14 protein-coding genes are annotated in these 13,303 nt (G+C 57.9%); 9 read left to right on the forward strand and 5 right to left on the reverse strand.

Annotated elements, in window-relative coordinates; translation table 11 throughout:
- Positions 1-459: 459 nt before the first annotated feature.
- Positions 460-1,659, reverse strand: a complete 1,200-nt coding sequence (gene tyrS, locus KGB29_RS08575) for a tyrosine--tRNA ligase (RefSeq protein ID WP_008051666.1) — start codon at positions 1,657-1,659, stop codon at positions 460-462.
- A 211-nt stretch (positions 1,660-1,870) separates the two neighbouring features.
- On the opposite strand from tyrS, the gene KGB29_RS08580 reads away from it, so the two are divergent.
- Positions 1,871-3,295, forward strand: coding sequence for a peptidoglycan DD-metalloendopeptidase family protein (locus tag KGB29_RS08580; protein WP_150813979.1), 1,425 nt, complete (start codon positions 1,871-1,873; stop codon positions 3,293-3,295).
- Between the two features lie 3 nt (positions 3,296-3,298).
- A complete protein-coding gene (locus KGB29_RS08585; RefSeq protein WP_057713093.1) occupies positions 3,299-4,390 on the forward strand; it encodes an anhydro-N-acetylmuramic acid kinase in 1,092 nt (363 codons plus the stop codon).
- 66 nt (positions 4,391-4,456) lie between these two features.
- Here the strand turns inward: KGB29_RS08585 and erpA are convergent, their stop codons facing one another.
- Together erpA and argC are read right to left on the reverse strand one after the other, a co-directional pair.
- A complete protein-coding gene (gene erpA, locus KGB29_RS08590) occupies positions 4,457-4,807 on the reverse strand; it encodes an iron-sulfur cluster insertion protein ErpA (protein ID WP_007906865.1) in 351 nt (116 codons plus the stop codon).
- Between the two features lie 166 nt (positions 4,808-4,973).
- On the reverse strand, positions 4,974-6,008 hold the full coding sequence (gene argC / locus KGB29_RS08595) for an N-acetyl-gamma-glutamyl-phosphate reductase (protein WP_007980174.1): 1,035 nt from the start codon (positions 6,006-6,008) through the stop codon (positions 4,974-4,976).
- Positions 6,009-6,143: 135 nt separating this feature from the next.
- On the opposite strand from argC, the gene hemJ reads away from it, so the two are divergent.
- The 6 genes from hemJ to coq7 all read left to right on the forward strand — a co-directional run bounded on the left by hemJ (position 6,144) and on the right by coq7 (position 10,775).
- Positions 6,144-6,572, forward strand: a complete 429-nt coding sequence (hemJ, locus tag KGB29_RS08600) for a protoporphyrinogen oxidase HemJ (RefSeq protein ID WP_046039521.1) — start codon at positions 6,144-6,146, stop codon at positions 6,570-6,572.
- Positions 6,573-6,605: 33 nt separating this feature from the next.
- A complete protein-coding gene (locus KGB29_RS08605; protein WP_150813980.1) occupies positions 6,606-7,574 on the forward strand; it encodes an NAD(P)H-dependent flavin oxidoreductase in 969 nt (322 codons plus the stop codon).
- 93 nt (positions 7,575-7,667) lie between these two features.
- A complete protein-coding gene (locus tag KGB29_RS08610; RefSeq protein ID WP_150814014.1) occupies positions 7,668-8,633 on the forward strand; it encodes a DUF805 domain-containing protein in 966 nt (321 codons plus the stop codon).
- A 61-nt stretch (positions 8,634-8,694) separates the two neighbouring features.
- Positions 8,695-9,483 carry an SDR family NAD(P)-dependent oxidoreductase gene (locus KGB29_RS08615; RefSeq protein WP_032829767.1) on the forward strand — a complete coding sequence of 263 codons (789 nt, stop codon included), beginning with the start codon at positions 8,695-8,697 and terminating at the stop codon, positions 9,481-9,483.
- An 80-nt stretch (positions 9,484-9,563) separates the two neighbouring features.
- Positions 9,564-9,902: a histidine triad nucleotide-binding protein gene (locus tag KGB29_RS08620; RefSeq protein ID WP_057713090.1), complete on the forward strand. Its 339-nt coding sequence runs from the start codon at positions 9,564-9,566 to the stop codon at positions 9,900-9,902.
- A gap of 225 nt (positions 9,903-10,127) precedes the next feature.
- Entirely contained in the window at positions 10,128-10,775 is a 648-nt protein-coding gene (gene coq7 / locus KGB29_RS08625) for a 2-polyprenyl-3-methyl-6-methoxy-1,4-benzoquinone monooxygenase (protein WP_008051652.1), read from the forward strand.
- A 173-nt stretch (positions 10,776-10,948) separates the two neighbouring features.
- On the opposite strand, the gene speD is transcribed toward coq7, so the two are convergent.
- Both speD and KGB29_RS08635 read right to left on the reverse strand, forming a co-directional pair.
- On the reverse strand, positions 10,949-11,740 hold the full coding sequence (speD, locus tag KGB29_RS08630; protein WP_057713089.1) for an adenosylmethionine decarboxylase: 792 nt from the start codon (positions 11,738-11,740) through the stop codon (positions 10,949-10,951).
- A 239-nt stretch (positions 11,741-11,979) separates the two neighbouring features.
- Positions 11,980-12,402: an OsmC family protein gene (locus tag KGB29_RS08635; RefSeq protein ID WP_008061600.1), complete on the reverse strand. Its 423-nt coding sequence runs from the start codon at positions 12,400-12,402 to the stop codon at positions 11,980-11,982.
- Positions 12,403-12,649: 247 nt separating this feature from the next.
- Between KGB29_RS08635 and crp the strand changes: the two genes are divergently transcribed.
- Positions 12,650-13,294, forward strand: a complete 645-nt coding sequence (gene crp / locus KGB29_RS08640; protein ID WP_150813981.1) for a cAMP-activated global transcriptional regulator CRP — start codon at positions 12,650-12,652, stop codon at positions 13,292-13,294.
- Positions 13,295-13,303: the final 9 nt, after the last annotated feature.

The raw sequence follows: 13,303 nt of genomic DNA on the forward strand, positions 1-13,303 counted from the left end.
GCTCAGCAATCGTTGGTTACATCTTTGATTTCTCGCGGAGTAACTTGTGATGCTGATAATCTGTTGACTAGCAGTCTGACTCCACAAGCACCCACACGAATTGCTTGATTCAGTTGTTAAAGAGCGGTTGGTTAAGATCTTTCGTCTCAACCGAGGCGCGCATTCTACAGCAGCCTCATTTGCTGTCAAGTGGTATTTTTCAGAAGTTTTCCAAGTTTCCTTTTCAACTTCAACCACTTGCGCTTCAGATCTCTCATCAGCGGGAGGCGAATTCTACAGCGTTACACGCTGCTGTCAACACCTCTTTTTCAACTCCCTTTGTGCTTCGATGAGCTGAAGCAACCTGCTGCCGAAAACTGCGTAACTCTTTGTTTACCAAGGAGTTTTCCGTTTCGACTGCGCCGGAAGTGGGGCGAATTATAGGCTTCTAGAATTCGCCGTCAACCCCTTATTTCAGCTTTATTCGGATTTGAGCGTAATACGCGCAAATGCCTTCTTCCCGGCCTGGCAAACATGGGTCGCGCCCAATGCGTATATAAAGGTGCGATCGACAACCTCACCATCTATACGCACACCACCGGAACCCAGGAGATCTCGCGCCACCGCCGAGTTCTTAACCAACCCCGCTTTATTAAGGACAGCAGCGATCGGCATGTCTTCGGCAGCAGTCAATTCGATTTCCGGCAGATCATCCGGCAGCTCGCCATCCTTCATACGGTTACCGGCGGCACGATGAGCATTGGCCGCAGCCTCCTCACCATGGAAGCGCGCAACGATCTCCTCAGCCAACTTGATCTTGATATCGCGCGGATTGGCACCCGCCTCGACATCAGCGCGGAACGCATTGATCTCATCCATGGAGCGGAAGCTGAGCAACTCGAAGTAACGCCACATCAGCGCATCCGGAATGGAAACCAGCTTGCCGTACATCACACCCGGCGCCTCCTGGATGCCGACGTAGTTACCCAAGGACTTGGACATCTTCTTCACACCATCCAGACCCTCAAGCAGCGGCATGGTCAAAATGCACTGGGCTTCCTGACCATAACCACGCTGCAGCTCACGCCCCATCAGCAAGTTGAACTTCTGATCGGTGCCGCCGAGCTCCACGTCTGCGCGCAGAGCCACAGAGTCATAACCCTGAACCAGCGGATAAAGGAACTCATGAATGGCGATTGGCTGATTGGTTGTGTAGCGCTTGTCGAAGTCATCGCGCTCAAGCATACGAGCCACGGTGTATTGCGAAGTCAGGCGAATGAAGTCGGCCGGCCCCATCTGATCCATCCAGGTGGAGTTGAATGCCACTTCGGTTTTTGCCGGATCCAGAATCTTGAAGACCTGAGTCTTGTAGGTCTCGGCATTCTCGAGGACTTGCTCGCGAGTGAGCGGTGGACGCGTGGCACTCTTGCCACTCGGGTCGCCGATCATCCCGGTGAAGTCACCAATCAGGAAGATCACCTGATGCCCCAGCTCCTGGAACTGGCGCAGCTTATTAATAAGCACGGTGTGACCCAAGTGCAGATCCGGAGCCGTTGGATCGAAGCCCGCCTTAATACGTAGCGGCTGGCCACGCTTGAGCTTTTCAATCAGCTCGGACTCGACCAACAGTTCTTCCGCACCACGTTTGATCAGCGCTAGCTGCTCTTCAACCGACTTCATAACAGACCCGCAAGGCTCAGATTCAAAGGGAACCAACCATACAAGATCGCGCGTCAAATACAAGGTTTGCCCGGCGCACGGACGCCAATCCGCAGACAGAGTGCCTGCGGACTTGCTTCAGAGATGATTTGGTTATATTTTATACAGTTATTTCATCTTCATCATGTCATTCATCTTTTCCAATTCATCTTTTTCAAAGTCAAAACCACTTATGACCACAGAATCGTCTAAAGCGCCGCCGCTTTACCCGAAGACCCACTTGCTTGCTGCAAGTGGCATCGCCGCCCTTCTCAGTCTGGCGCTCCTGGTATTCCCTTCCAGCGATGTCGAAGCCAAAAAGACAACCCTGAGTCTTGAACTGGAAAGCCCCGCTGAACAACTGACACAAGAACAAGACGCTGCTGACGCCGTTCAAGCCACAAATGAACCAGCAACCTCCCCCTTCGCGCAGATCGAAAACAGCGCCGAGGACACCCAGGAAACCGCTCAAGCCGAACCTGCACCGGTGCCGGTCGTCGAAGAAAAGAAGACGGCAAGCCACAGGGAAGTGATCGTCACCAAGGGTGACACCCTCTCTACGCTGTTCGAGAAAGTCGGCCTACCAGCCACCTCAGTGCACGACGTGCTGGCCAGCGACAAGCAGGCCAAGCAGTTCAGCCAGCTCAAGCACGGGCAAAAACTCGAATTCGAACTGAGTCCTGACGGCCAGTTGACCAACCTGCACAGCAAGCTCAACGACCTCGAAAGCATCAGCCTGACCAAGAACGACAAGGGCTATACCTTCAACCGCATTACCGCAAAACCAACCGTGCGCTCGGCGTACGTTCATGGCGTGATCAACAGCTCGCTGTCGCAGTCCGCAGCCCGGGCCGGCCTGTCTCACAGCCTCACCATGGACATGGCCAGTGTGTTTGGCTACGACGTGGACTTCGCCCAGGATATTCGCCAGGGCGACGAGTTCGATGTGATCTACGAGCAAAAAGTGGTCAACGGCAAGGCCGTCGGCACTGGCCCGATCCTGTCGGCGCGCTTCACCAACCGCGGCAAGACCTACACCGCCGTGCGCTACACCAACAAACAAGGCAACAGCAGTTACTACACTGCTGACGGCAACAGCATGCGCAAGGCGTTCATCCGCACACCGGTGGACTTCGCCCGCATCAGCTCGAAATTTTCCATGGGCCGCAAACACCCGATCCTGAACAAGATCCGCGCCCACAAAGGCGTCGACTACGCTGCACCGCGCGGCACGCCGATCAAGGCTGCCGGTGATGGCAAGGTGTTGCTGGCCGGCCGCCGTGGTGGCTACGGCAATACCGTGATCCTCCAGCACGGCAACACCTACACAACGCTCTACGGCCACATGCAAGGCTTCGCCAAAGGCGTGAAGACTGGCGGCACGGTGAAACAGGGCCAGGTGATTGGCTATATCGGCACCACCGGTCTCTCCACCGGTCCGCACCTGCATTACGAGTTCCAGGTGAATGGCGTGCACGTCGACCCGCTGGGCCAGAAAGTCGCGATGGCCGATCCAATCTCCAAAGCCGAGCGCGCACGCTTCCTGGCACAGAGCCAACCGCTGATGGCGCGCATGGACCAGGAAAAAGCCACTCAGCTGGCTTCGGCCAAGCGTTAAGTCATGGCGCTTTATATAGGTGTGATGTCCGGGACCAGCCTTGATGGCCTGGACATCGCGCTGATCGAGCAGACCCCGGCGATCAGGCTGATCGCCACGCACTACATCCCCATGCCCGATTCCCTGCGTACAGAGCTGCTTGGCTTGTGCGCCAGCGGTCCGGACGAGATTGCCCGTTCCGCCATCGCCCAGCAAAACTGGGTAAAGCTCGCGGCACAGGGCATCAATACCCTCCTCGCTCAACAGCACCTCATCCCTGACGACATCCGCGCGATTGGCAGCCATGGCCAGACCATTCGCCATGAACCAGCGCGCGGTTTCACGGTGCAAATCGGCAACCCGGCGCTGCTGACCGAGCTGACGGGTATCACCGTGGTCAGCGACTTCCGCAGCCGCGACGTAGCCGCCGGCGGTCAAGGCGCTCCGCTGGTTCCAGCCTTTCATGAAGCCTTGTTCGAAGAGCGGGCCGGCAACCGTGCCGTACTGAACATCGGCGGTTTCAGCAACCTCAGCCTGATCGAGCCCGGCAAACCGGTGGCCGGTTTCGACTGCGGCCCAGGGAATGTGCTGCTGGATGCCTGGATTCATCAGCAGCGCGGCGACACCTATGACCGTGACGGCCAATGGGCCGCCAGCGGCAAGGTTGAACCCGATCTGTTGAAGGCACTGCTCAGCGACCCCTTCTTCGTCACCCAAGGCCCGAAGAGCACCGGCCGGGAAGTCTTCAACCTGCCATGGTTGATGCAGCACCTGGCGCAGCTGCCGACCTTCGCTGCCGAAGACGTACAGGCAACGCTGCTTGAGCTGACCGCACTGACCATCATCGAATCGCTGCAAGGCGCCCAGAAAGAGACTCAAGAAGTGCTGGTCTGCGGCGGTGGCGCGCATAACGCCGCACTGATGAATCGCCTGGCCAGTCTGCTGCCGAAGGCGAAAGTCAGCAGCACATCAGCATATGGCGTCGATCCTGACTGGGTCGAAGCCATGGCGTTTGCCTGGCTCGCTCACTGCTGCCTCGAAGGCATCGCCGCCAATCGCCCAAGCGTTACCGGCGCCCGTGGATTACGGGTCCTCGGCGCCATCTACCCCGCATAAATACCAGACAGCAAAACGCCGCAAGGCCCTGAGGCCGTGCGGCGTTCTGTGAAACAGGTGCGCTGATCAGATCGAGAATGAAGAACCGCAGCCACAAGTGGTGGTCGCATTCGGGTTCTTGATGACGAAACGCGACCCTTCCAGACCTTCCTGGTAGTCCACCTCGGCACCTGCCAGATACTGGAAGCTCATCGGATCGACAACCAGACTCACACCTTCGCGCTCGACGATGGTGTCATCATCGGCCACTTCTTCATCGAAGGTGAAGCCATACTGAAAACCTGAACAACCGCCGCCCGTAACGAATACGCGCAGCTTCAAGCGATCATTCCCCTCTTCATCGACCAGGCTCTTCACCTTGTGCGCGGCACCGTGGGTGAATTGCAAAGCCGTGGGGGTGAAGGATTCGACGCTCATGCTGACTATCTCCCGGCGTTACGCCGTCATATTGCGTGATGACGCGCATTATCCGCTTCTCCTAGAAAAGCGGTCAACTATTGTTATGGTATATCAACCAATCCAGTCGCCGGCCCGGAATGCAAAAAGGCCCGTCAGACGGGCCTTTTGCTGTACGCGATAACGCTTACGGCAGCATGCCGGCGTGGGACAGACCCAGACGCTCATCCAGCCCGAACAGAATGTTCATGTTCTGCACGGCCTGACCCGAAGCACCTTTGACCAGGTTGTCGATCACCGACAGCACCACCACCAGATCACCGTCCTGAGGGCGATGCACGGCAATGCGGCAGACGTTGGCACCCCGTACGCTACGCGTCTCCGGATGGCTGCCGGCCGGCATCACATCGACGAACGGTTCGTTGGCGTAGCGCTTTTCAAACAGCGCCTGCAGGTCCACCGAGCGATCAACAACGGTTGCGTAGAGTGTGGAGTGAATGCCACGAATCATCGGCGTCAGGTGCGGAACGAAGGTCAGGCCGACGTCCTTGCCTGCTGCGCGACGCAGCCCCTGGCGAATCTCCGGCAGGTGACGGTGACCTTTGACCGCATAAGCCTTCATGCTTTCCGACGTCTCGGAGTACAACGAACCTACGGAAGCGCCACGACCGGCACCGCTGACGCCGGACTTGCAGTCAGCAATCAGATGCGCGGCATCGGCCAGGCCGGCTTCGAGCAATGGCAGGAAACCCAATTGCGTTGCAGTTGGATAGCAGCCCGGCACGGCAATCAGGCGCGCTTTCTTGATCTGTTCGCGATTGACTTCCGGCAAGCCGTAGACCGCCTCGTCCAGCAACTCCGGTGCACCGTGCGGCTGGCCGTACCACTTGGCCCATTCATCCGCATCTTGCAGACGGAAGTCCGCCGACAGGTCGATGACCTTGGTCCCGGCCGCCAGCAACTCGCCCGCCAAGGCATGGGCAACACCGTGCGGTGTGGCGAAGAACACCACATCGCAGGCACCCAGGGTCTTGATGTCCGGAACGCTGAACGCCAGGCCGTCGTAATGGCCTCGCAGGTTCGGATACATGTCGGCCACGGCCAGGCCAGCCTCGGATCGGGAAGTGATGACAACCACCTCAGCTTGCGGATGTTGCGCCAACAGACGCAGCAGTTCGACACCGGTGTAACCCGTGCCGCCGACGATACCGACCTTGACCATAAACCTGCCCTCAACGAACCCACTGGAAAGCCGTCGATAATAGGGGCCGCGCGCCCCTGCGACAACCGTCAAGGTGACGTGCGGACGCTCAACCCCCTACTATTCCCACTACCGTGAATTGGGGAATAACCAAAAATGCTCTATCTGTGGCTCAAAGCGTTTCATATCGTCAGCGTCGTATGCTGGTTTGCCGGCCTGTTTTACCTGCCACGACTGTTCGTTTATCACGCACAAAGTGAGGACACGATCAGCAAGGAACGCTTCAGCGTCATGGAGCGCAAACTGTACCGGGGCATCATGGGCCCGGCGATGATCGCCACGCTGATCTTCGGCGGCTGGCTCATCTACCTCAATCCAGGCATCTTCAGCCAGGGTGGCTGGATACACGCCAAACTGACCCTGGTCGTGTTGCTGATCGGCTACCACCACATGTGCGGCGCCCAGGTAAAACGTTTTGCCCGTGGCGAGAACACCCGCAGCCATGTCTTTTATCGCTGGTTCAATGAAGTGCCGGTTCTGATATTGCTGGCTATCGTAATTCTGGTCGTCGTTCGGCCGTTCTAAATCCACCAGGCACAACTTACCGGGGTACTTCCAATGTCGCTGCCCGCTCTGCTCGAAGAACGTTTGCGTCTGCCCGTGGTGGCGGCGCCGATGTTCCTGATTTCCAATCCGCAATTGGTACTCGCCTGTTGTCGCCAGGGCGTGGTCGGCAGCTTCCCGGCGCTGAACCAGCGCGAAAGCAGCGGTTTCAAGGCCTGGCTGGAAGAAATCGAAGCCGGGCTGGCGACAATGGAGAATCCCGCGCCTTATGCCGTGAACCTGATCGTCCACAACAGCAATCCTCGTTTACAGGCGGATCTGCAGATCTGCGTCGAGCACAAAGTGCCGATCGTGATCACCAGCCTGGGCGCCGTGAAAGAACTGGTCGACGCGGTGCACAGCTACGGCGGCCTGGTGTTCCATGATGTGACCACTCGTCGTCATGCCGAGAAAGCGGCCGAAGCAGACGTGGATGGCTTGATCGCCGTGGCTGCCGGCGCCGGTGGACACGCGGGGACCTGGAGCCCGTTCTCACTGATTGCCGAAATCCGCCAGTTTTTCGACAAGACCCTGTTACTGGCCGGCTGTTTGAACCACGGCCACGAAATTCTTGCAGCTCAATTGCTCGGCGCGGATCTGGCCTACTTTGGTACACGATTTATCGGCACGACCGAAAGTCACGCGCCCGACGCCTACAAAGAAATGCTGCTGACATCCAAAGCGGCAGACATCATCCATACTCCAGCCGTGTCGGGTGTCCCCGCGAGCTTCATGCGCCAGAGCCTGGAGGCCGCCGGTTTCGACATGGCCGCCTTGCAAGGCAAGGGCGAGATCAACTTCGGTTCCAAGCTCAAACCCGTGAGCGATGAGGCCAAAGCCTGGAAGACCGTTTGGTCTGCAGGCCAGGGCGTAGGAGAAATCGAAGACTTGCCGAGTGTCGAGCAGTTGATTGCGCGTCTCGACGCGGAGTACCGCCAGGCCCTGGAGCATGCCGCCCAGTTGCCAAAACGCTGGCCGCGCTGACAGCAAACCTTGGCCAGTCTTGCCCGGCTGGACTTACACTCGCCCGGGCACAACATTGTTCTTTCAACCTCTCGCGACAAGGATGCTTCGCACATGGGCGAAAATCATTTCAAAATCGTATTCGAGGGCGCCTTGCTGCCCGGTGTCGACATCACCACGGCAAAGCTCAATCTCGCCGATTTGTTCAAAAGCGATGTCACGGCCATTGAGCGCCTGTTCACCGGGCGTCCGGTAGCGCTCAAACGCAACCTGTCGCACGCCGATGCCCAGACCTATCTCCAGGCGCTGAGCAAAACCGGTATCGACGCCCGCATCGAAGCCGAAACGCCGATCGAGCTGAACCTCGCCGACGTTCATGACCATGCTCCGGCCAGCAGCCAGGCGCCTTTTGCAGATCCGCAGTCCCCTTACGCGCCGCCGCGCGCGCCCGTCGGCGAAGCCGTAGCGGAATTCGCCACGCTCAAACCCTTCAGTTTCGATGGCCGTATCGGCCGCTTGCGCTACCTCGCCTGGACGCTGGTGCTGTCAACTGTGCTCCTGGCCGTTTGCGGGGTGTTTGCCTTGGTCGCCCTGGCTATCATTGGCGCGGATTCGACCGCCGGCCTGATATTGGGCAGCTTGCTGGCCTTTATCCTGTTCATCGGATTTGTATTCGTCAGCATCCAGATCACCGTTCAACGTTTGCACGATGTCGGCTGGTCCGGCTGGCTGTGGCTGCTGAACCTGGTGCCGTTCGTTGGCAGTTTCTTTCCGTTCGTGATCATGGTTGTGCCGGGCAACGACACCGCCAACCGCTACGGCCCGCCCCCTCCGCCGAACAGTACCGCAGTCAAGGTACTGTCTTCGCTGTGGCTGATCGTTATCGCGCTGGTTCTGTTCGGCTCGCTGGCCGGTGGTCTCACGGCGATACGGGAAGAATACAAAAGCGCCGCCCAGAGCAGCTACGACAGCAGTTCGGTCACCACCGATGAAATCGAAGTCGAGGTCGAACCGGTGCCAAATTCCTCCGACGATGCAGCCGAAGGGGCCCAGCCCCCTGTAGACTCTGCGAAAGAATGAACAGCGCTCCTGGCCCCTGACACCTGCGTCGCGGCGCGGAGCTGTTGCGATGGAGAACTGCATGACCCGTTACGCTCTGATCACTGGCGCCTCCAGCGGCATCGGCTTGGCAATGGCCGAAGCGCTGGCCCGGCGCGGCCGCAGCCTGATTCTGGTGGCCCGACAACGTGATCAGCTGGAAAGTATTGCGATTGAACTGACCCAACGGTTCGGCGTGGAAGTGCTGTTCCGTGCCTGCGACCTGGGCGAACCGCTGCGTCTGTCCGGATTCCTGCTGGAGCTGGAAGAAGGCGACCGGCAAATCGATCTGCTGGTGAACTGCGCCGGTATCGGCACATGCGGCCCGTTTCTGGCCCAGGACTGGATGACCGAGCAAGACCTGATCGAAGTGAACATCCTCGCCCTCACCCGCCTGTGCCATGCCATCGGCAACAGCATGGCCCTGCAAGGCGGCGGGCAGATTCTGAATGTGGCCTCTGTGGCGGCGTTTCAGCCGGGGCCGTGGATGAGCACCTATTACGCCAGCAAGGCGTATGTGCTGCACTTTTCCGAAGGATTGCGCGTCGAGCTGAAAAAATGTGCGATCAAGGTTTCGGTGCTCTGCCCCGGGCCGACCCGCACGGCGTTTTTCCGTACCGCGCAACTCGACAGCGAAAAGCTGACCAACAGCAAACTGCTGATGAGCCCCGAGGAAGTGGCGCTCTACACCGTGCGCGCACTGGAAAAGAACAAGGCGATCATCATTCCCGGGCGGCGCAACCGCTGGTTCGCCTTCCTGCCGCGGCTTGGCTCGCGGTGGCTGACTCGCACAATCGCCGGCATGGTCAACAAGGCCTACTGCCCGCGCTGATCCAACCCAAGGTAAAAGGCTGGGCGCAGGCATACGCCATGAGTACACTCAGGCCAGCCCAAACAACGGAGAAAACAGCTGTGGATACTCTGTTCACCAAGATCATCAACCGGGAAATCCCGGCGAAGATCATTTACGAGGACGACCAGGTACTGGCCTTCCACGACATTGCCCCACAGGCACCGGTACATTTCCTGGTGGTCCCGAAGAAACCCGTTCGCACCCTGAACGACCTGACCGAGGACGACAAGACATTGGCGGGGCACATCCTGTTCACCGCCCAGCGCCTTGCAAAGGAACTGGGTTGCGAAGACGGCTTCCGCGTCGTCATGAACTGCAATGAACTGGGTGGGCAAACTGTCTATCACATACATATGCACGTACTGGGTCAGCGCCAGATGCACTGGCCACCGGGCTGATTACTGCCTCCCCCTGTGGGAGCGGCGGTGCGGCGATCCGACTTGATCGCGAAGACGGAGTATCAGCCAGCATGGATGCTGAATGTCAGACCCTCTTCGCGAGCAAGCCCGCTCCCACAAAAGGCATCACGACACTGTCACAGTCTCTGCATCACAATGACCCAGCGCAAACCTTCCCCGGCCGATTGGGTTAAACTGGCCGCCGAAATTCCCCCGGAGGTCAGCATGACAACCCAACGTCACTACTCGCCAATTGACCGCCTTCTGCTGCAAGCCGATGCCGCGATGCGCACACTGCTGCCCTTCAGCGGCCAGCCGTACCGTCCGTCGCCCGCCATCGTGCAGCCGGATGCGAAAATGAGCGACGAAGACACGCGCCACGTTGCCGGCCTGATGCGCATCAACCACACCGGCGAAGTCTGCGCCCAGGCGCTGTACCAGGGACAGGCGCTGACCGCCAAGCTGCCGCAAGTGCGTGCTGCGATGGAGCATGCCGCCGAAGAAGAAATCGATCACCTGGTCTGGTGCGAACAACGCATCCATCAACTGGGTAGCCACACCAGCATCCTCAATCCGCTGTTTTATGGCATGTCGTTCGGGATTGGCGCAGTGGCCGGCCTGATCAGCGACAAAGTCAGCCTGGGGTTCGTTGCGGCAACGGAAGACCAGGTGTGCAAACACCTGAACGAACATCTGGAGCAATTGCCGGCCGAGGATGAAAAATCCCGGGCGATTCTTGAACAGATGCGTATCGATGAAGAACAACATGCCGAAAGTGCGCTGGATGCTGGCGGGTTCCGCTTTCCGGCACCGGTGAAGTTCGGGATGAGCCTGATGGCCAAGGTGATGACCAAGAGTACTTATCGGATCTGATTTCAGATTTTTTGTAGGAGCGAGCTCGCTCGCGATAAACCTGAGGGCAACGCGTTTATCCAGAAAACACGCGTTATCGTTAACGTCCATCGCGAGCAAGCTTGCTCCTACAAGGGCAAGACATAAAAAAGGCGACTACCGTGAGGGAGTCGCCTTTTTTGTGTCCGAAAATCTTACGCCATATTGCGCGCGTAGAAGATTTCGAGCATTTCGTGTTTCACCCGCTCGGTCACCTGGGCGCGCTGCTCAGAGGACAGGTTGCTGGTGGCGTCGCCGAACAGGTAGTTATCCAGTTCGAAGTTCTTCAGCAGCATCTTGGTGTGGAACAGGTTTTCCTGATACACGTTTACGTCGGTCATCTGGTACGCGTCGTAAGTGTCATCGGAGAGGTAGTTCTGGATCGAATTGATCTCGTGGTCGATGAAGTGTTTTTTGCCTTCAACGTCACGGGTGAAGCCGCGCACACGGTAATCCACGGTCACGATGTCCGAATCGAACTGGTGAATCAGGAAGTTGAGCGCTTTAAGCGGTGAAATGACCCCGCAAGTCGACACGTCGATGTCCACACGGAAGGTTGCAATGCCGTCGTCCGGATGGATTTCCGGGTACGTGTGCACCGTGATGTGGCTCTTGTCGAGGTGGGCCAGGATGATTTCGGGCAACGGGCCCGGGGACTCTTCGATCTGGCTATCGGTCGGGGTCACCGGTTCTTCAGAAATCAGAATCGTGACGCTGGCGCCCTGTGGCTCATAGTCCTGACTGGCAATGTTCAGGATGTTGGCACCAATGATATCGACAACTTCCGTGAGGATCTGCGTCAGGCGTTTCGCGTTGTACTCTTTATTGATGTACTCGACGTAAGCCTGCTGGTCTTGCGGAGTTTCCGCGTAGCAGATGTCATAGATGTTGAAGCTCAAGGTCTTTGTCAGGTTATTGAACCCGTGGAGCTTGAGTTTGCTTTTCACCGTTAAAAACTCTCTATGTGTTTGCGGCCCGGCCGCGTGATCAAGCATGCCCGTCAGATGCGAACAACGCACCTGCGTAGGACGGTTAACACCTCTTCGCGATGGCGATTTTGGTTGTCTGTTCGGGTGCGAGGCCTGTCGGCTGACGGGCCACTACCCTGAAAAAAGTGGCGCATTATGCAGACGTCAGCTTGGGATCGCCAGAGTCTGCACTGCTTTTATGATAGTTGAATGTCGATTCAACCGAGCTCGATGATTTCGTAGTCGTGGGTAATCTCGACACCGGCCGCGCCGAGCATGATCGAGGCCGAGCAATACTTCTCGGCAGACAGCTCGATGGCACGTTTGACCTGGGCTTCTTTCAGCCCGCGGCCCTTGACCACGAAATGCATGTGGATCTTGGTGAACACCTTTGGATCTTCGGTCGCGCGCTCGGCTTCGAGGAAGGCCTCACAGCTTTCGACCGCCTGGCGGGACTTCTTGAGGATGCTGACCACATCGAAATTGCTGCAACCGCCGACACCCAGCAGCAACATTTCCATCGGCCGGACACCCAGGTTACGTCCGCCGGCATCGGGCGGACCGTCCATGACCACGACATGACCGCTACCGGATTCGCCGAGGAACATGGCTTCGCCAGCCCATTGGATGCGTGCCTTCATCGCCAAGACTCCACTGTATAAAAAAGGGTCGCCAGCTTAGCACAGGCCCCGTGATTGACAGCGCCCGGCGTCCTAGGACATATCCCACCGCCTTGTAGGTAAATGCTCGAATATTGCAGGAAGTGTCTGTTAAGCTGACGCCAATTCGCTGGCGCATGGCCAGCTATGAAGCGACTAAAAAGATCGCAGACTTCGCCAGCTCCTACAAAAATCCAAACACTCCGTGCAGTCTTTTCGGGATACAACCATGGTTGCTATTGCCCCCAACCCCAAGATCAAGAACGTCGACAAGCTGTTGATGCATTGCCAGCGCCGCCGTTATCAGCCCAAGAGCAACATCATTTGTGCCGGCGACCGCTCGGAAACGCTGTTTTTCATCATCAAAGGCTCAGTCACCATCCTGATCGAAGATGACGACGGCCGGGAAATGATCATTTCCTACCTGAACCCCGGGGACTTTTTCGGCGAGTTGGGTCTGTTTGAGCAGGCCGGCCTGGAGCAGGAGCGCAGCGCCTGGGTGCGGGCCAAGGTTGAATGCGAAGTCGCAGAAATCAGCTACGCGAAATTCCGCGAGTTGTCCCTGCAGGATCCGGATATTCTTTACGTCCTCAGCGGACAAATCGCACAGCGCCTGCGCAACACTACGCGCAAGGTCGGTGACCTGGCATTCTTTGATGTAACCGGTCGAGTCGCCCGCTGTCTGCTGGAGCTGTGCAAACAGCCAGACGCCATGACGCACCCCGATGGCATGCAAATCAAGGTGACCCGTCAGGAAATCGGGCGGATTGTCGGTTGTTCGCGGGAGATGGTCGGTCGCGTGCTCAAGGATCTGGAAGAACGCAACCTGGTGGACGTCAAAGGCAAGACCATGGTGGTCTTCGGTACGCGATAAGCTCGAAAA

The organism is Pseudomonas sp. BF-B-30, assembly GCF_019956305.1.
Taxonomy (GTDB): domain Bacteria; phylum Pseudomonadota; class Gammaproteobacteria; order Pseudomonadales; family Pseudomonadaceae; genus Aquipseudomonas; species Aquipseudomonas jessenii.